Source organism: Arthrobacter sp. Leaf69 (genome assembly GCF_001422645.1).
Taxonomy (GTDB): domain Bacteria; phylum Actinomycetota; class Actinomycetes; order Actinomycetales; family Micrococcaceae; genus Arthrobacter.
Window position 1 is genome coordinate 134663 of the sequence record NZ_LMLR01000001.1, and the last position, 18259, is coordinate 152921.

General features: G+C 66.6%; 18 protein-coding genes. 14 read left to right on the forward strand and 4 right to left on the reverse strand.

Annotation, left to right across the window (positions count from 1 at the left end; all coding sequences use genetic code 11):
- Positions 1 to 13 precede the first annotated feature (13 nt).
- The 3 genes from ASE96_RS00640 (at position 14) to ASE96_RS00650 (ending at position 3407) form a co-directional block, all read left to right on the forward strand.
- On the forward strand, positions 14 to 1027 hold the full coding sequence (locus ASE96_RS00640) for a Gfo/Idh/MocA family protein (protein WP_056424591.1): 1014 nt from the start codon (positions 14 to 16) through the stop codon (positions 1025 to 1027).
- An 83-nt stretch (positions 1028 to 1110) separates the two neighbouring features.
- The gene (locus ASE96_RS00645) at positions 1111 to 1986 is read left to right on the forward strand and encodes a sugar phosphate isomerase/epimerase family protein (RefSeq protein WP_056424592.1); all 876 of its coding nucleotides are present in this window, start codon (positions 1111 to 1113) and stop codon (positions 1984 to 1986) included.
- Positions 1983 to 3407 carry a sugar porter family MFS transporter gene (locus ASE96_RS00650; RefSeq protein WP_056424595.1) on the forward strand — a complete coding sequence of 475 codons (1425 nt, stop codon included), beginning with the start codon at positions 1983 to 1985 and terminating at the stop codon, positions 3405 to 3407. The genes ASE96_RS00645 and ASE96_RS00650 overlap by 4 nt, the downstream gene beginning before the upstream one ends.
- Positions 3408 to 3437: 30 nt before the next feature.
- Here ASE96_RS00650 and ASE96_RS00655 read toward each other — a convergent pair whose 3' ends face one another.
- The gene (locus ASE96_RS00655; RefSeq protein ID WP_056424597.1) at positions 3438 to 3887 is read right to left on the reverse strand and encodes a MarR family winged helix-turn-helix transcriptional regulator; all 450 of its coding nucleotides are present in this window, start codon (positions 3885 to 3887) and stop codon (positions 3438 to 3440) included.
- A gap of 171 nt (positions 3888 to 4058) precedes the next feature.
- On the opposite strand from ASE96_RS00655, the gene ASE96_RS00660 reads away from it, so the two are divergent.
- The 7 genes from ASE96_RS00660 to ASE96_RS00690 all read left to right on the forward strand — a co-directional run bounded on the left by ASE96_RS00660 (position 4059) and on the right by ASE96_RS00690 (position 11578).
- Positions 4059 to 5288, forward strand: a complete 1230-nt coding sequence (locus tag ASE96_RS00660; protein WP_056424600.1) for an MFS transporter — start codon at positions 4059 to 4061, stop codon at positions 5286 to 5288.
- Positions 5289 to 5559: 271 nt separating this feature from the next.
- The gene (locus ASE96_RS00665; RefSeq protein ID WP_056424603.1) at positions 5560 to 6555 is read left to right on the forward strand and encodes a substrate-binding domain-containing protein; all 996 of its coding nucleotides are present in this window, start codon (positions 5560 to 5562) and stop codon (positions 6553 to 6555) included.
- Positions 6556 to 6607: 52 nt separating this feature from the next.
- Positions 6608 to 7657, forward strand: coding sequence for an ABC transporter permease (locus ASE96_RS00670; protein WP_056424606.1), 1050 nt, complete (start codon positions 6608 to 6610; stop codon positions 7655 to 7657).
- A gap of 15 nt (positions 7658 to 7672) precedes the next feature.
- Positions 7673 to 8590 carry an ATP-binding cassette domain-containing protein gene (locus ASE96_RS00675; RefSeq protein ID WP_056424609.1) on the forward strand — a complete coding sequence of 306 codons (918 nt, stop codon included), beginning with the start codon at positions 7673 to 7675 and terminating at the stop codon, positions 8588 to 8590.
- Positions 8591 to 8622: 32 nt separating this feature from the next.
- Positions 8623 to 9753 carry a Gfo/Idh/MocA family oxidoreductase gene (locus tag ASE96_RS00680; RefSeq protein WP_056424611.1) on the forward strand — a complete coding sequence of 377 codons (1131 nt, stop codon included), beginning with the start codon at positions 8623 to 8625 and terminating at the stop codon, positions 9751 to 9753.
- Positions 9753 to 10547 carry a TIM barrel protein gene (locus ASE96_RS00685; RefSeq protein ID WP_056424615.1) on the forward strand — a complete coding sequence of 265 codons (795 nt, stop codon included), beginning with the start codon at positions 9753 to 9755 and terminating at the stop codon, positions 10545 to 10547. Before ASE96_RS00680 ends, ASE96_RS00685 begins: the two co-directional genes overlap by 1 nt.
- Positions 10544 to 11578 (forward strand): Gfo/Idh/MocA family oxidoreductase, encoded by a 1035-nt coding sequence (locus ASE96_RS00690; RefSeq protein WP_056424616.1) that lies wholly within the window; start codon positions 10544 to 10546, stop codon positions 11576 to 11578. The genes ASE96_RS00685 and ASE96_RS00690 overlap by 4 nt, the downstream gene beginning before the upstream one ends.
- A 125-nt stretch (positions 11579 to 11703) precedes the next feature.
- On the opposite strand, the gene iolB is transcribed toward ASE96_RS00690, so the two are convergent.
- The 3 genes from iolB to ASE96_RS00705 form a co-directional block, all read right to left on the reverse strand.
- Entirely contained in the window at positions 11704 to 12600 is an 897-nt protein-coding gene (gene iolB, locus ASE96_RS00695) for a 5-deoxy-glucuronate isomerase (RefSeq protein ID WP_056424620.1), read from the reverse strand.
- Between the two features lie 173 nt (positions 12601 to 12773).
- The gene (locus ASE96_RS00700; RefSeq protein ID WP_056424623.1) at positions 12774 to 13514 is read right to left on the reverse strand and encodes a GntR family transcriptional regulator; all 741 of its coding nucleotides are present in this window, start codon (positions 13512 to 13514) and stop codon (positions 12774 to 12776) included.
- Positions 13515 to 13683: 169 nt separating this feature from the next.
- Positions 13684 to 14493: a gamma-glutamyl-gamma-aminobutyrate hydrolase family protein gene (locus tag ASE96_RS00705; protein WP_056424626.1), complete on the reverse strand. Its 810-nt coding sequence runs from the start codon at positions 14491 to 14493 to the stop codon at positions 13684 to 13686.
- A gap of 53 nt (positions 14494 to 14546) precedes the next feature.
- Here ASE96_RS00705 and ASE96_RS00710 point away from each other — a divergent pair, with 53 nt between their 5' ends.
- The 4 genes from ASE96_RS00710 (at position 14547) to ASE96_RS00725 (ending at position 18240) form a co-directional block, all read left to right on the forward strand.
- Positions 14547 to 15059 carry a polyketide cyclase / dehydrase and lipid transport gene (locus tag ASE96_RS00710; RefSeq protein ID WP_056424629.1) on the forward strand — a complete coding sequence of 171 codons (513 nt, stop codon included), beginning with the start codon at positions 14547 to 14549 and terminating at the stop codon, positions 15057 to 15059.
- Positions 15060 to 15144: 85 nt separating this feature from the next.
- The gene (locus ASE96_RS00715; protein WP_056424632.1) at positions 15145 to 15852 is read left to right on the forward strand and encodes a FadR/GntR family transcriptional regulator; all 708 of its coding nucleotides are present in this window, start codon (positions 15145 to 15147) and stop codon (positions 15850 to 15852) included.
- Positions 15853 to 16054: 202 nt separating this feature from the next.
- On the forward strand, positions 16055 to 17440 hold the full coding sequence (locus ASE96_RS00720) for an MFS transporter (protein WP_056424634.1): 1386 nt from the start codon (positions 16055 to 16057) through the stop codon (positions 17438 to 17440).
- Positions 17441 to 17466: 26 nt separating this feature from the next.
- Positions 17467 to 18240, forward strand: coding sequence for an SDR family NAD(P)-dependent oxidoreductase (locus ASE96_RS00725; protein ID WP_056424637.1), 774 nt, complete (start codon positions 17467 to 17469; stop codon positions 18238 to 18240).
- The last annotated feature ends 19 nt before the right edge of the window (positions 18241 to 18259 follow it).

The window sequence follows — 18259 nt, forward strand, 5'->3', positions numbered from 1 at the left end:
AAGGACCAGAACCATGACCAAGACCCTCCGTGTAGCTGTCATCGGCGCCGGCCGTATGGGCGCAGACCACATCCTGCGGCTTAACACCCGCATCCACGGCGCGGAAGTTGCCGCCGTCGTCGACGTCGACCTGGCCCGCGCCCAGGCCGCCATCGAGGGAATCCCGGGCGCCGTCGCCCTGGCCGACGCCGACGAGGCGCTCAACAACGGCGACGTCAACGCCGTGCTGATCGCCACTCCCGGCTTCCTGCACGAGGACATCCTGCTCAAGGCGATTGCCAAGGACATCCCGATCCTCTGCGAGAAGCCGCTCACCCCGGACGCCGCCTCCGCCTGGAAGATCGTCCAGGCCGAGGAACAGCTGGGCCGCCAGCGCATCCAGGTCGGCTTTATGCGCCGCTTCGACGCGGAATACGCCGCCCTGGGCGACATCATCCGGAGCTCCGAACTCGGCGAGCTGCTGATGCTCCACCACCAGCACCGCAACCCGACCACCCCGGCCGGCTTCACCAACGAGATGCTGATCAACGACTCCGTGGTGCACGAGTTCGACGCCATCCGGTTCTTCACCGGCGAGGAGATCACGTCCGTCCAGGTCCGCCTCGGCAAGGCCACCAGGAACGCTCCGGCAGGCCAGCACGACCCGCAGCACGTGCTGATCGAAACCGAATCCGGCGTCCTGGCCGACGTCGAGATCTTCGTCAACGCCAAGTTCGGCTACGAGGTGGCCACGCAGGCCTCCTTCGAGGACGGCATCGTCAGCATCGGCGGCGACAAGGGCCCGTCCACGCGCACTGCCGGCCGCTGGGGCGGGAACATCACCCCCGGCTTCGAGGAGCGCTTCGGCGCCGCCTACGACGTCGAAATCCAGTCCTGGGTGGACGCCGCCGTCCGCGGTGAAATCGGCGGACCGACGGCCTGGGACGGGTACGCCACCGCCGCCTGCTGCGAGGCCGGCGTCGAGGCGCAGAAGAACGGCGAAAAGGTCGCCGTGAAGCTCAACGCCAAGCCCGCGCTCTACCGCTAGGACGAACGGGAGGGGGCCGTGGCCCCCTCCCGTTCCTCCGGTCCCACGCTCAACCCGCCAGATCCGCAATGGAGTGTTCCGAAGTGAAAATCGCACTTGATCCCACGCCGTTCCACCACAGCCACGGACTCCTGGAGTTCCCGCGCGTCGTCGCCGACCTCGGCTACGAGTACATGCAGATGACCCCGCACCCCGATTTCATCCCGTTCTTCAACCACCCGAAGGCCGACGACGAACTGGTGGGCCAGCTGAAGGCGGCCTGCAAGGACGCCGGGATCGAAATCGCCTCCGTGCTGCCGGTCCTGCGCTGGTCCGGGCCTGATGAGGACGCCCGCGAAGCCGCCGTCCGCTACTGGAAGCGCGCCATCCAGATCGCCGTGGACCTGGGCGTCAGCACGATGAACACCGAGTTCAGCGGACGCCCGGAGAAGGCCGAGGAATCCGAGCGTGCGTTCTACCGCTCCATGGAGGAACTGCTGCCGATCATCGAACGGGAAGGCATCGACCTCCTGATCGATCCGCACCCGGACGACTTCGTCGAGGAGGGCCTCGCCGCGATCCGGGTGATCCGCGGCCTGAACTCCAAGAACGTGGGCCTGGTCTACGTGGCCTCTCACAGTTTCCACATGAAGGACGCGCCGCTGGATATCATGCGCGCGGCGGGGGACAAGCTCCGCCTGGTCCACGTCGCCGACACCATGGACCACCACGCCTCGCACGGGCTGCGCTACATCACCAACCCGCCCGGCAACCCGGTCCGGGTGCACCAGCACCTGAAAATCGGCGACGGCGACGTCAACTGGGACGAGTTCTTCGGGGGCCTGCAGGGAATCGGCTTCCTAGATCGGGAGGACACCGTGATGGTCTCCAGCGTCTTCGCCGAGGACGACAACGCCGCCGAGGTCTCCCGCTACCAGCTGGACACGATGAAGCAGCAGATCCAGAAGGTGAGCGTATGACGCCGACGGCAACCGCCCAACAGCGGAAGGCGCCGCCGGCCAACCATAAAAAGGCATTGCGCACCGCCACCATCATCTCCACCTTCGGCGGCCTCCTCTTCGGCTATGACACCGGCGTCATCAACGGTGCCCTGCCTTACATGCAGGAGGACCTGGGCCTCACGCCGCTCACCGAAGGGCTGGTGACCTCCTCGTTGCTCTTTGGCGCCGCCTTCGGCGCCCTGTTCGGCGGGCGCCTCGCGGACCGCAACGGACGGCGCAAGATGATCATGGTGCTGGCCGTGATCTTCCTGGTCGGCACCCTGGCCTGCACCGTCGCCCCGAACACCGAGGTCATGATCCTGGCCCGCTTCGTCCTGGGCCTCGCCGTCGGCGGCGCGTCCGTCACCGTGCCCGTCTACCTCGCCGAGGTCTCTCCGAGCGCCCGGCGCGGCCGGATCGTCACCCAGAACGAGCTGATGATCGTCACCGGCCAGCTGCTGGCCTTCATCTTCAACGCCTACCTCGGCAACACCTTCGGCGAATCCGGCGGGATCTGGCGCTGGATGCTCGTCATCGCCACCCTGCCGGCGATCGCACTCTGGATCGGGATGAACTTCATGCCCGAAAGCCCGCGCTGGCTGGCCTCGATGGGCAGCTTCGGCGAGACCCTCAGCGTGCTGCAACGGATCCGCTCCCAGTCCGAGGCCCGGGCCGAGTTCGAGGAAGTCAAGGCCATGGCCGTGGAGGACTACAAGTCCAAAATGGGCTCCTGGCGGGACCTCGGTGTGCCCTGGCTGCGCCGCATCTTCGTGGTGGGCATCGGCCTGGCCGTCATCCAGCAGATCACGGGCGTGAACTCGATCATGTACTACGGCACACAGATCCTCGCGGAATCCGGCTTCGGCCGCGAAGCCGCGCTGACGGCCAACATCGCCAACGGCATCATCTCCGTCGCGGCCACCTTCGTGGGGATCTGGCTGCTGGGCAAGGTGGGCCGGCGCAAGATGCTCATCACCGGCCAGATCGGCACGACGGCGGCGCTGCTGCTGATCGGTGTCTTCTCCCTGGTCCTGCCCGAAGGCACCGCCCGGGGCTTCGTGATCCTGGCCCTGACCGTGACATTCCTGGCCTTCCAGCAGGGCGCGATCTCCCCGGTCACGTGGCTGATGCTGTCCGAGATCTTCCCGCTGAAAATCCGCGGCCTCGGCATGGGCGCCTCAGCCTTTGTGCTGTGGACGGTGAACTTCCTGGTCGGGTTCGGCTTCCCTCAGCTCCTCGCCGCGATCGGTCTCGCCAGCACGTTCTTCGTCTTCGCCGTGCTGGGTGTCGGCGCCATTGCGTTTGCCGCGAACTACATCCCGGAAACAAAGGACAAGAGCCTGGAAGACCTGGAGCACCACTTCAAGCAACTGGCTGCCAAACAACCCGTCGCCGCGTAGCCTGGCCGGGGGCGGCGCGGGGCTAAACGGCTACGCGTGCGCGTGCAGCTTCGGAAGCGCATCGACCAGGGGCGCCAGCTCCGGCACCTCCTGCGCCTCGGCCAGCGCACGCTCCAGCGTGGCGTCGTGGCTGGGCCGGGCCTCCTCCAGCAGTTTGATGCCGCCCGGAGTGAGCTCGGTGTAGATGCCGCGGCGGTCATCGGCGCACAGGATCCGGGTCAGCAGGCCGCGGTCCTCCAGCCGGTTGACCAGCCGCGTGGTGGCGCTGGCACTCAACGCCGTGGCGCGGGCCAGCTGCTGCATACGCATGTGCCAGCCGTCCTGGCGGCTCAGCGCATCCAGCACGGTGTACTCCACGACGGACAGCTGCGCCACCGCCTGCAGCGCGCGCTCCAGCTCCGCCTCGATCAGTCCGTGCAGGGCCGCCAGGGTCCGCCAGCCTTGCGCCCGGACCTCGACGGCGTCGTCCTTGATGCCCATCAGTTCTTCCCTTCAGATCAGCCCGCCCCGCCCGGAAAGTCCCGGAACAACGGCAGCCCACAAATTAGTTGCTTGCGCGGCATAGTTGCTTGTGCAACAATAAATAACGCGTCTGCAACTAATAGCTTACGCTTCGCAATTCTTTCCGTACAGTTTTGAAGGAGCACCTCCATGCCAATCGGCCTGATAGCACTTGCCCTCGGCGGGTTCGGGATCGGACTCACCGAGTTCGTCATTATGGGCCTGCTGCCCGAAGTGGCCGCCGACTTCCGCGTCAGCGAGGCCACGGCCGGCTGGCTGATCTCCGGCTATGCGCTCGCCGTCGTGGTCGGGGCGTTGCTCCTGACCGCCGCCGTAACGCGCTTCGAGCGCAAACCGGTCCTGGCCGTGCTGATGGTGCTGTTCATCGCGGGCAACCTGATCTCGGCCGTCGCGCCGGACTACTCGCTGATGATGATCGGCCGCATCATCGCGGCGCTGGCACACGGCGCCTTCTTCGGCATCGGCGCGGTGGTCGCCGCCAGCATGGTGGCCCCCACCAAAAAAGCCGGGGCCATCGCCATTATGTTCACCGGGCTGACCGCAGCCAATGTCCTGGGCGTTCCGTTCGGCACCATGCTGGGCCAGGCCGCCGGCTGGCGGTCCACCTTCTGGGCGATCACAGGCATCGGCGTGCTGGCCCTGGTCGGCATCCTCACCCTGGTCCCGAAGACCGGCGCGGGCCAGGCCGGCGGCCTGCGCGGGGAACTCCGGGCCTTCCGGTCAGGCCAGGTCTGGCTCTCCATCCTGGTCACCATCCTCGGCTACGGCGGCATGTTCGGCGCCTTCACGTACATCGCCTTCACGCTCACCGAGGTCACCGGATTCTCCGCCTCCACCGTGCCGTGGCTGCTCATTCTCTTCGGCGTGGGCCTGTTCATCGGCAACACCGCGGGCGGCAAGGCCGCGGACCGGAACGTGGACCGAACGTTGCTCGTGGCGCTCTCCGCCCTGGTTGTGGTCCTGGTGATCTTCGCCCTGACGTCCGGAAGCCAGCCCATGACCATCGCCTCCATGGTGCTGCTGGGCGGCTTCGGCTTCGCCACGGTCCCCGGACTTCAGATGCGCGTCATGAAATACGCCACGACCGCCCCCACCCTGGCCTCCGGGGCCAACATCGGAGCCTTCAATGTGGGCAACGCCCTCGGCGCCTGGCTGGGCGGCGTGACCATCACGGCCGGCCTCGGCTACACCTCGCCCATCTGGGCCGGCGCCGGGATCACGCTGCTGGGCCTGGCCGTGATGGTGGTCGCCGCAGCCTCTGCCAGGCGGCAAGGCGGCGGGCGCAACGGCGTTCTCGCCGCGGCCGACGGCGCCGGCGCGGACGGTTTGCGGGAGGGTGCGGAGCTCCAGCGGGCCTAACTTCCTCAACTTCATTTTCGAACATCGCGACGACGGCGGCGGCCTTGGGCTGCCGCCGTCGCCGGCGTTTGCCGGCAGTTTGGTGCCCCGCGGAAGGGCCCGAACCCCGGCGTTTGTTTACTGGCCGAAAGTCAATCGTTACGTGATTACATCCTAATGTCAGGACAAACTATTGACATGAGTGAGGTAAATCACCATGATCAGTTGTAGGCGGCTCACGGACTGACGCAAAGATGCGGTCGGCGTGGCCCGGAATCAAAGGAGATTAATCGTGACCAAGTTCTCGTGGCGGAAGACGGCCCTCGTGGCGGCCGTGGTACCCATGCTGGCCCTGAGCGCGTGTTCCAGCACCGGCGGCAAGCCTGCAGACTCCGGCGCTGCGGCCGGCGGCGGCCAGGTCGCCTCCACGGAGCGGATGAAGATTGCCCTGATCACCCACGCCGCTGCAGGTGACACCTTCTGGGACATCGTCCGCAAGGGGGCCGAGGAGGCGTCGGCGAAGGACAACGTTGAGCTCCTCTACACATCCGATCCCGAAGCCGGGCGCCAGGCCCAGCTCATCCAGCAGGCTATCGACCAGAAGGTTGACGGCATCGCGGTGACGCTTGCGAAGCCCGAAGCCCTTAAAGACGTCCTGAAGAAGGCCACCGACGCCGGCATCCCGGTTGTGAGCCTGAACGCCGGCGAGGGTGTCTCGGCGCAGCTGGGGGCCTTCACCCACTTCGGCTCGAACGAAAATCTCGCCGGTGAGGCAGTCGGCACCCGGCTCGCGGCGGAAAACTTCAAGCACCCGGTCTGCGTGATCCAGGAACAGGGCCACGTCGGACTTGAAGCACGATGCGCAGGCGTCAAGGCGAAAGTGCCCGCAACGGAGATCCTGTACGTCGACGGAAAAGACATGACCTCTGTCCAGTCCACGGCGACGGCCAAGCTCCAGGCTTCCAAGGACGCCGACGTCATCATCGGCCTCGGCGCCCCCATCACCCTGACTCTCCTCAAGTCGGTCACGGACGCCGGCAGCTCGGCCAAGGTTGCCAGTTTTGACCTGAACGCGGACCTCGCCCAGAAGATCGTGGATGGTGCAGTTCTGTTCACCGTGGACCAGCAGCCGTGGCTGCAGGGCTACGGCGCCGTTGATGCGCTGTGGCAGAACAAGCGCGGCGGCTTCACCATCGGTGGCGGCCAGTCGGTCCTTACCGGCCCGAGTCTGGTCGACAAATCCAATGCCGCCGATGTCCTGACCTTCGCCCAGCAGGGCATCCGCTAACAGTCCGCTGGCCGGGCCGGCTCACACCGGCCCGGCAGCAAGGAGAGCTATCATGACCATCACCCAGACAAAGACCCCGGCGCCGACGGCCGATGAGCGTGTCGCCAAGCGCAGTCCGTTCCAGAAGTTGCTTGGCCGGCCCGAGATTGGCGCCCTGGTGGGCGCGATCGTCCTGTTCGTCTTCTTCGCGTTGGTATCCCCGACGTTTACCCAGCCGAATGCCTTCGCGACCGTGCTGTACGGTTCCTCCACCATCGGGATCATGGCGGTGGGTGTGTCCTTGCTGATGATCGGCGGGGAGTTCGACCTTTCCACCGGCGTCGCCGTGATCTCCTCGGCGCTGACGGCGTCGATGTTCAGCTGGTACTTCAGCACGAACGTCTGGGTCGGCGTCGGCCTGGCCTTGGTGGTGTCCCTGGGCATCGGCTACATCAACGGCTGGATCCTGATGAAGACCAAGCTGCCCAGCTTCATCGTCACCCTGGCCACGTTCCTGATGCTGACCGGCCTGAACCTGGGCCTGACCCGCCTGATCGGCGGCGGCGTGTCATCGCCCTCGATCTCCAACATGGAGGGCTTCGACTCCGCCCGGGCCGTGTTCGCTTCCTCGGTGAACATCGCCGGCGTCGACGTCAAAATCACGGTGTTCATCTGGATCGCGCTCGTCGCGGTGGCCACCTGGGTGCTGATGCGGACCCGGGTGGGCAACTGGATCTTCGCGGTCGGCGGCGACGCGAACGCGGCGCGCGCCGTGGGTGTGCCCGTCAAGGCCACCAAGATCGGCCTGTTCATGGGCGTGGGCTTCTGTGCCTGGATCCTGGGCATGCACAACCTCTTCGCCTTCGACACCGTGCAGTCCGGTGAAGGCGTGGGCAACGAATTCCTCTACATCATTGCCGCGGTGATCGGCGGATGCCTCCTGACCGGCGGCTACGGTTCGGCGATCGGCGGCGCGATCGGCGCCTTCATCTTCGGCATGGCCAACAAGGGCATCGTCTACGCGCAGTGGAACCCGGACTGGTTCAAGTTCTTCCTCGGCCTGATGCTGCTGCTGGCCACCATCGTCAACCTCATCGTCAAGCGCCGCGCGGAACTCAAGTAAAGGGGCCGGAGAGAAATGAATGCCAACGAGATCGACCAGCAAACGCTGCTCCAAAACGAAAAGGATCCCCTCACGCACACGCCCGTCCACCTGCTCTCCCTCGAGAGGGTCGGCAAGCACTACGGCAACATCATCGCCCTGTCCGATGTCACAATGGCCGTGGACAACGGCCGCGTCACCTGCGTGCTGGGCGACAACGGCGCCGGCAAGTCCACGCTGATCAAGATCATCGCCGGACTGCACCAGCACGACGCCGGGGTCCTGAATATCATGGGCGAGGAACGGAAGTTCGGTTCTCCCCGGGACGCCCTGGACGCGGGCATCGCCACCGTCTACCAGGACCTGGCCGTGGTGCCCCTGATGCCGATCTGGCGGAACTTCTTCCTCGGTTCCGAGCTCACCTCCGGCTTCGGCCCGTTCAAGAGCATGGACGTCGAGAAGATGAAGGAGATCACGCTCAAGGAACTCGCCGCGATGGGCATCGACCTCCGCGACGTGGAGCAGCCCATCGGGCAGCTCTCCGGCGGTGAACGCCAGTGCGTCGCGATCGCCCGGGCCGTGTACTTCGGCGCGAAGGTCCTGATCCTGGACGAGCCCACCGCGGCCCTGGGCGTGAAGCAGTCCGGCGTGGTACTCCGCTACATCCTGCAGGCCCGCGACCGGGGCCTCGGGGTTATCTTCATCACCCACAACCCGCACCACGCCTTCCCCGTCGGCGACCGGTTCCTGCTGCTCAAGCGCGGCAAATCGATCGGCTACTACGACAAAAAGGACATCACCCTCGACGAGCTCACCGCCCAAATGGCCGGCGGCGCCGAACTCGCCGAACTCGCCCACGAACTCGAACAACTCGGCGGCCATGGCGACATCGTCAAGGAAGTCAAGGGCGAAGTCGCCGACGTGGCCCAGACAACCGGCAAAACCTACGGGTAAGCTGCCGTCCCGATTCTTGAAAGGACAAGCCTTTGGCTTACCTGAACCGCAACCCGTCCGACGCAACCCAGCCGGTGAAGATCGGACTGATCGGCTCCGGCTGGATGGGCGCTTTCCACGCAGAGAGCATCGCCCGCCGGGTCCCCGGCGCCGAGCTCGCCGCCATCGCGGACCCCAATGTTGAGTCCGCCGCTGGGCTGGCGTCCGTCCTGGGTGCCAGCAAGGTGACGGCGGACGCCGCCGACATCCTGGCCGATCCGGAGATCGACGCCGTGATCATCGCGAGCCCGGCGCGCTTCCACTCGGCCCTGATCGCCCAGGCTGCCGCCGCTGGCAAGCATGTGTTCTGCGAGAAGCCGGCCGGGCTGGGCCTGGCTGAGCTCGACGCCGCCATGGCCGCCGTGGAGGCGGCCGGCGTGCACTTCCAGATCGGTTTCAACCGCCGGTACGCTGCCGACTTCCAGGCTGCCAAGAAGGATCTAGCCGCGGGAACGGTCGGAACGCCGCAGCTGCTGCGCTCGCTGACCCGGGATCCCGGCACCGGAAGCATTCCAAACGCGGCCAGGGTCCCGGCCTGGACTGTCTTCCTGGAAACCCTGATCCACGACTTCGATACCCTGAACTGGTTCAACGAAGGCGCGGAGCCGGTGGAGGTCTACGCCATCGCCGATGCGCTCGTGGAACCGGGCCTGCGCGACCAGGGCTTCTTGGACACGGCGGTCGTGACCATCCGCTACAGCAACGGTGCCATCGCCGTGGCCGAGGCAAACTTCAGCGCCCTCTATGGCTACGACATCCGCGGGGAAGTCTTTGGTTCCAAGGGCATGGTGCAGGCCGGGCGGGCCACGGAAACCGCCGCCCGCCGCTACACCGCCGACGGCATGTCGGCGGACACACCACGGCTGAACGTCGAGCTCTTCCGGCAGGCCTATACGGACGAACTCGTCGACTTCGCCGAGTCCGTGCGGGCACGGCGGGACGGACGCAGTGACGATCCAGCGCCGTCGTCGGCCGCGTACTCACTCACGCCCGGCGCGGCGGACGCCCGGCGCGCGCTGGCCATGGCGTTGGCCTGCATCGAATCGGTCAAGCGCGGCACCCCCGTAGGGGTCAACGCAGCGCCGGTCAATACTGCGGCAGTCAACACCGCGGCGGTCCTCTGATGCGCCTTGCCGTCTGCGCCGAGATGGTCTTCACCGACCTTCCGTTCACGGAGCGGGTGCGCCGGATCCATGAGGCCGGCTTCGACGTCGAGCTCTGGGACTCGCGGACCAAGGACATCGGTGCCCTCAAGGCCACCGGGGCGGTGTTTTCGTCCATGACGGGCTACACCGCCGGCAGCCTGGTTGACCCGGACTCGGCCGACGAGGTGGTGCGGACGGCGGAGACGCTCATCCCCACTGCCCTGGAGCTCGGCGTGAGCCGCATGGTGGTGCACCCGGCTGAACTCATCGACGGCCAGGCAGCCCGTCCGGTCTACCGGCCCAGCGGCCACATGTGGAGCACGGGGGCGGGGACCCTGGAGCGGCTTGGCCGGCTCGGCGAGAAGTACGGGGTGACCTTCTGCCTTGAGAACCTCAACACCATCCTCGACCACCCCGGCATCCCGCTGGCCCGGGCCAAGGACACCCTGGCGCTGGTACAGGCCGCCGGGCACCCCAACGCCAGGCTCATGCTGGACCTCTATCACGCCCAAATGGGGGAGGGAAACCTGATCGAGCTCGTCCGGAACGCCCTGCCGTACCTCGGCGAAATCCAAGTGGCGGATGTTCCCGGGCGCTGCGAACCCGGCACCGGGGAAATCAACTACGCCGCCGTCGCCAGGGCGCTCGCGGAGGCCGGCTACGGCGGAACCGTGGGCATGGAAGCCTGGGCCAGCGGTGACAGCTACGCGGCCCTGGAGGCCTTCCGGGCAGCGTTCACCGTGCCCGCACCACACGCGGAAGTAGGAGCATGAGAGACGTAATCCTTGGACTGGTCGGCGTGGGCCGGATCGGCGTCATGCATGCCAACAACATCGCAGCGCTCAACGAGGTGCTGAATCCGCAGGGCATCAACGTCCGGCTCCGGCTCACTGACGTCGCCGCCAACCACGCCCGGGCCGTAGCCGCCGGGCTCGGTGCCGAGTTCCTGCCCTCGGTGCAGTCGATCCTGGCTTCCGGGCTGGACGGACTGGTCATCGCCACGGGAACCGGGACCCACCCCGAGCTGATCAAGGCCGGCGTAGACGCCGGAATCCCGGTCTTCTGCGAGAAGCCCGTGGCCCTGAACGTGGCGGACGCCCTGCCCGTGCTCGACTACATCCGGGACCGGCAGGGCGTGGTTCAGATCGGCCACCAGCGGCGCTTCGACGCCGGCTACCAGGAGGCCCGGCGGGCCTACCAGGCCGGGGAACTGGGCTGGATCCACTCGCTGCGCGCCGTCACGTGCGACATGACGCCACCGCCGGTCGAGTTCCTGGCCAGCTCCGGCGGGCTGTTCCGGGACTGCTCGGTCCACGATTTCGACATCCTGCGCTGGCTCACCGGCCGGGAAATCGTCGAGGTCTACGCCCGGGGTTCCAACAACGGGGACCCTGCCATTGGTGCCGCCGGCGATGTGGACACGGCCCTCGCGCTGGTGACGTTCGACGACGGCACCGTCGGGACGGTTTCGGCCACGCGGTACAACGGCGCCGGCCACGACGTACGGCTGGAAATCCAGGGTTCCCGCAGCTCGCTCATGGTGGGCCTGGACGACAAGACCGCGTTGGCCTCCGCCGAAGCCGGGATCACGTTCCCGGCGGGGGAGCCCCACCGCACGTTCGCGGAGCGGTTCGACCAGGCCTACCGCTCGGAGATGGCGGCCTTCGTCGAGCTGATCCTGGGCCGCCGGGACAACCCCTGCACCCCCGAGGACGCCGTGGCAGCCTCCCGGGTGGCCGACGCCGCACAGGAATCCCTCGCGACCGGCGTGCCGGTCCGGGTGGCCCAGACCGTGGCCCGCTAAGCCGGCACTCCACCCCGGTTCCGTCACCGGGGTGGAGCGCCAAAGACGAAAGAACCCCGGAGCCTGGTGGCTCCGGGGTTCTTTGCGCTGTGCGGGCTTGCCGGGATAGGTATTTCGGTTCAGCTTCAGGCGCCGAACGGCAGGCGCGGGTCGAGGTCCTGGCCTTCCCAGGTCTGGCGGATCCAGCCGTGGTGCGGGTCATCGCTGATCAGCCAGTCGCGGACGGGGCCGGGGCCCGCCATCACGTTGAGGTAGTACATGTCGTAGCCCGGGGCTGCCATGGCCGGGCCGTGCCAGCCGTAGGGCACCAGGACGACGTCACCGGTCCGCACTTCCGCGGAGACGTCGATGGGCCGCTCGTCCGAGGCGTAGACGCGCTGATACCCGATCGCGTCGTCCGCTCCCAGCCGGGCCGGCGCGCCGGGGGAGACCCGGGTCTCGAAGTAGTAGATCTCCTCGAGGCTGGTCTCGCCGTCCTTCTCCTCATCGTGCTTGTGCGGAGGGTAGGAGGACCAGTTGCCGGCCGGCGTGAGGACCTCGCAGACGATGAAGCGGTCCGCCTCCAGTGCGGCGGGGGTCCCGAAATTGTGGACCTGGCGGGAGCAATTGCTGGCTCCGCGCAGTTCCACCGGCGTCTCGGCGGCCGTGATGAGGCGCGTCGGGTATGAGGATTTGGCCGGGGCGGTGGCGACGGCGACGCGTCCGCCGTCGGACGAACTGATGGTCACCGCCTTGCCCGTTCCGGTGTACAGGACGTCGCTGGGGCCGCTGAAGACGCTGTCCCGGCCGGCCAGCCGGTACTCCTCGCCGTCGACGGACACCGTAAAGGCGCCGTTAAGCGGGACCACAATGCGCTCCTCGTCCGCGGCGGGAAGTTCGACGGCGGCCGCGGCCGCCAGCGTGGCGACCTTCAGCCCGGTGTGGGCCCAGCCCACCACCTCCAGCGTGGAATCGGACGTTCCCAGGGAGACGTCCCAAGTGCCTTGGGCGGCGGTGCCGAGCGGATAGACCCAGTTGGCCATGAGTTGTGCCCTTTCGTTTGTCGCGTCACTGCCGCGCCGGAGGGAGGCGCGTTGGGATACGGGGTGGGTGCGTTCACGACGTCGCGCAGTGCACCACCGCCTGGCGCCCAGGCCGGGCAATGCCGGACTGGCAACGCCGGACGGCCGGCGCTGCCCGTTGGCGCCGGTGGGGCCTAGCGTTGGACGAGCGTCATTTCGAAGCTGTAGGAATCCGCGCGGTAGACGTGGTGTCCGGTTTCCACCTGGCGTCCGGTGTCATCCACGGCGGTGCGTTCCATGGTGACGAGGGCTGAACCGGGGGTTGTGTCCAGCAGCGATGCCTGGTAGTCGTTGGCGATCATGGCGCCGATGCGCTGCGACGCGAGGCGGAAGTTCACGCCGCCGTTGCGGAGGATCCCGTAGAGGCCCTGCGCGCCGAGGAGCGCCTCGTCGATGGGGGTGATGTCATCGCGGACCCAGTTCTCCATCAGCGCCAGCGGTTTTCCGCCTACCTTCCGGAGCCGGGTGAAATGGTAGACCTTTGCGCCGTCGGGAAGCTGGAGTGCCGCCCGGGTGGCGGCGTCGGCCTCGTCGTGGGAGAAGCTCAGCACCTCCGTGGTGGGCTTGCTGCCGTTGTTGCTGAGGTCATCGAAGAGGCTGGACAGCTCCAGGGGGCGCCGTACCTGGCTGGAGACCACCTGCGTGCCGACGCCGCGCTTGCGCACCAGCAGGCCCGAGCGGACCAATTCGTCCATGGCCTTGCGCATGGTGGGGCGGGAAAGGTTCAGCTGGGCGGCAAGGTCGATCTCGTTGTCGAGGCGGCTGCCCGGGGGAAGCACCCCGCCGTGGATCGCGGCTTCAATACCCTGGACCACCTGGTGGTAGAGCGGCACCGGGGAGGACCTGTCGATGTTGAGATTAAGTTGATTCGCCACTTTTTGCATAGCCACTGTTGAAGCGCTCCCTTGTGCCCCGGACTGGAACCCGGTCCGACCGCCAGTCATGTGTCCGGCATATGTTCGCTTGATAGGACATACTGCCTAAGTTGATAGTAGCAGGGGAAAGCCGGGGATGTCAGGACAACATAAGTCCGAGCTGCCGCCTCTACCGCAGCTGCCGCCGTCGACAGATCTCAACAAAGGCGCGGAACGGGGCGAGCCGTTCTTCGGCCGGGAGTTCCAGGGCCTCGGGGTGCCACTGCACGGACGCCACCCAGCGCTCCGGGTCCTCCAGCGCCTCGACGGTCCCGTCCTCGGCGACAGCTGTCACCACAAGACCTTCGGCGACCCGCGCCACGGCCTGATGGTGACCGGAGGCAATCTTGACCGTGGCGCCAGCGCCGTCCGCCCTGCCGCCGTTCCCCGTGCCGCCGTCCCCCAAAGCGCCGTTCCCCAAAGCGCCGTAGAGTCCAGCCACTTTGCTTCCCCCGTGCAGGTCAACCTCGTGCCAGGCCCATGGCCCGGCTCCGTGCGCGGGCGCGGGTTCCCGGTGCGCTACGGTTCCCGGGTCCATGTCCTGGATCAGCGTTCCGCCATAGAGGACGTTGAGCAGCTGGTGCCCCCGGCAGATGCCCAGCACCGGCAGTCCGGCGTCGATGGACCGCCGCGCGATGGCCAGGTCCAACTCGTCCTGGGCATGGCTGACGTCGTAGCAGGCGTCACCGGGTTCCTCGCCGTAGAGCCGGGGGTCCAGATCGCCGCCGCCGGGAAGGACGACGCCGTCGAGCGCCTTAAGCGCCTCATCTGGCGCCGCCAGAAGCACCGGTTCGCCGCCGCCGTCGCGCACCAGTTCCACGATGTAGTCAAAGAGCTCGTTGGCCTCCGCCACGCGCGGATCCGGTTCAGTAGAGCTGCTGAGCCGGACCGGAATTCCGATGCGGGGCCGGCTGCTGCGGGGGAGGGGCGGAGTCTGCATGATTTATTTTGCACCACAATTTCTGTGTCATAACGCAGGGCTAGGATTGCCGGATGACGAACAGATATCTTGTGTCCCGCAGCCGTTTCATCGCCGCCGCGCCGGTTGCCATCTTCGAGGTGCTGGCCACGCCTGCGCTGCACAGTGTCATCGACGGCTCGGACACCGTCAAGGGTGCCCAGTCGCGCGGCCCTGAACGGCTGGCCCTCGGTGCGAAGTTCGGCATGGAAATGAACATGAAAATGGACTACAAGATCCTCAACACGGTGTGCGAGTTCGAGGAGGGCCGGCGGATCGCGTGGCGGCACTTCTACGGCCACGTCTGGCGCTACCTGTTGGAGCCCGCCGCGGATTCGGACGGAAAGCCGGGCACACTGGTCACCGAACAGTGGGACGCGCGCCAGGTCCGCGGCAAGTTCTTCCTGCGGCTCGCGGGCTACCTGCGGCGGCACCCTGCCAACCTGGAAAAGACCCTGGCCAAGCTTGAGGCCTATCTGGCGTCTTCCGGGCCGCGCGAAGCGGGCCGCGCGGGGAGTTCCACGGACGGCCACCCAGAAGGCCGGTGACGCCGGCCGGTCCCGGTCCGTCCCCCGGCTTCTGTAATGTGGGTGGCACCGGGAGCACAAGGCAAGAATGAAGGTGGGACGCGCAATGGGCCGCAGGACACTCGTTGACGACCTCGTTGACGGCCTGCTCGACGACATACTGGACGGCAAGCTGCAGCCCCACGAAGCCATCCCGCCCGAGGCCGACATCGCCAAGGCCTACGACGTCAGCCGCCTCACGGTGCGCGAGGCGCTCAAGGCCCTCCGGGCGCAGAACATCCTGTACGTCAAAGCCGGCCGCGGGACCTTCGTCAACCCGTCCGACAACTGGACCGGGCTGGATGCGATCTTCAAGGCTGCTTCGCACGGGAACGGCGCGGAGCAGGTCGCGGTGGGCCTGATCGAAATGCGGCGCATGGTGGAAACCGGGGCCGCCGCGCTCGCGGCCAAACGCCACACCACCGAGCACGCAGAGCAGATGCGCCAGTGCATCGCGGATATGAAGCGCTTTCACGATTCCGGCGACCTGGATGCCTTCGTCGCGGCCGACATCGGTTTCCACGACGCCGTCCTGAGGGCCGCCGGAAACCCCTTTATCCGGGCGCTGTTCGCCCAGCTGGGCCAGCTCCTCTACGTGAAGCGACGCGAGACCTCTGCCGTTGAGCAGATCCAGGTGCACGCCATCGAATACCACCAGAAGGTCATGGACAGCATCCTCAGCGGCGACTCCGAGCTGGCCCGGCGCACCATGGACGATCACATGGAGCAGACGTACCAGGACTACGAACGCTACGTGCACAACCCGGCCTCCTGATTTAACGCCACGCACCAGTAGGGTCTTGACGTAATCCACATCACTCTTCTATGCTTTTTCTCAGTTCCTCAATCAGATGTCTGACATCTGACTTAGATTGCGTCAGCTCCAGTTCCCCCGTTGAACCGGACCGCCCCCACATATCCCCACGGATTCCCGCCACTATCGCAGGTGACGGCCTCCGTTAGACAGAAGGTCGAAGATGACTTCACTCTCCTTAAAGTCCGCCGGACTCGGCGAGCTTGGCGAGCGTACGCTCCGCAAGGTCCGCCGCCGCGTTATGCCCCTGATCGTCCTGCTCTACTTCGTTGCCTACCTTGACCGCAACAATGTGGGCTTCGCCAAACTCACCATGAGTGAGGACATCGGCCTGAACGCCGCCGCCTATGGCCTGGGCGCCGGTATTTTCTTCCTCGGCTACGCGCTCCTGGAGGTCCCCAGCAATGCGGGCATGTACCGGTTCGGCGCACGCAAGTGGCTGGCCCGGATCCTCATCACATGGGGCATCTTCGCGACGGCCATGTGCATGGTGAACGGTGAGACCACCTACTACATCATCCGGTTCCTGCTGGGTGCGGCAGAGGCAGGGTTCTTCCCCGCCATCCTGTTCTACCTGACGCTGTGGTTCCCCGCCGCGCAGCGTGTCACGGTGCTCGGCATCTTCATCCTCGCGCAGCCCGTGTCCAACGCCCTCGGCGCTCCGGTCTCCGGCCTGCTCCTGCAGATGGACGGCATCATGGGTCTCCAGGGGTGGCAGTGGCTGTACATCATCGAAGGCATCCCGGCCATCCTGCTGGGCCTGCTCACCCCCATCCTTATGACCGACCGTCCGCGGGACGCCAAGTGGCTCGCCCCGGAGGAGCGCGAATGGCTTGCCTCCACCATGGACAAGGAACTGGCCGTCAAGTCCAGCACCGGCAACCACAATTTCCTGGCAGGCCTGAAGGACAAGCGCACCCTGACCTACTCCGCCCTCTACTTCGGACTGGTCTGCGGCATCTATGGACTGGGCCTGTGGATGCCCACGATCGTCTCCGCCATGGGAACGTTCTCCACGGCGCAGATCGGCTTCATCGTGCTGATCCCCTACTCCGTGGCCGCCGTTTTTGTGTACTTCTGGAGCAAGCGTGCAGACCGGACCGGCAAGCGTGCCTGGCACACCGCCGTGAGCATGGTGCTGGCCGGCATGGGTCTGCTGGCCGCAGGATACCTGCTGCCCGTCAACCCGATCCTGGCCATGATCGGCCTGACGGCCTCCGCCATGGGTATCTACGGCGCGATCGCCCCGTTCCTTTCCATGCCGTCCGCCGCACTGACGGGGGCGGCGGCAGCTGCCGGGCTGGCCTTGATCAACTCGCTGGGCAACCTGGGCGGGTTCGTTGCCCCGTACGCCGTAGGACTCCTGAACGATGCCACGGGCAACAACCAGAGCGGCCTGCTGTTCCTGTCCCTCTGCTTGTGCATCACCGCGGTGGCCACCTACCTCTACGCCCGTAAACGCCCGGAAGGCGATGCCGCGCTGGATCCGGCAGTTGCCGCGACTGCCGATGTGACCGCTGACTCCGCGGCCACCGCCAAACTCTCCTGATCCCGAAATCCCCGAAGGAAAACCTCATGACTCCCAGCACCTTCCCCTCCGAACGCACGGTTGTCCTGACCGGCGCCGCGTCCGCACGCGGCATCGGCCGCGCGGCCGCCGACCGGATGGCCAGCGAGGGATGGTCCATCGCCATCCTTGACATCAATGCGGAGGACGCCAAGTCTGCCGCCGCGGAGATTGGCTCCAACCGTGCGGTCAAGGCCATCGGCGTCGGCGCCGACGTATCCGACGAAGCGTCCGTTGACCGGGCAATCGCCGAGATCGAAGCCTCACTCCCGCCGATCGTTGCGCTGGCCAACCTGGCGGGCATCAGCTCCCCGACGCCGTTCATGGAAACCACGGTGGAGGAGTGGGACAAGGTCTTCGCCATCAACATGCGCGGAACCTTCATCGTGTCCCAGCGCGTGCTCAAGGGCATGATCGAGCGCAAGCTCGGGCGCATCGTGAGCATTTCCTCCATCTCCGCCCAGCGCGGCGGCGGCACGTTCTCGAAGGTTGCCTACAGCGCCACCAAGGCCGGAATTCTTGGGTTCACCCGTGCGCTGGCCCGTGAAGTTGGCGAGTTCGGAATCACGGTCAATGCCATTGCCCCCGGCCCGATCGACACCGACATCATGGGTGGAACCCTCACCGATGAGCGCAAGGCACAGCTGTCCGAGGGCATCATGATGGGCCGCGTCGGCACCCGCGAGGAAGTGGCGGCCTTGATCGCCTTCCTGCTGGGCCAGGACTCGGGCTACATCACCGCCGCCACCTACGACATCAACGGCGGTCTCCAGGTTTCCTGACCGGAACCCGGCCCACCGC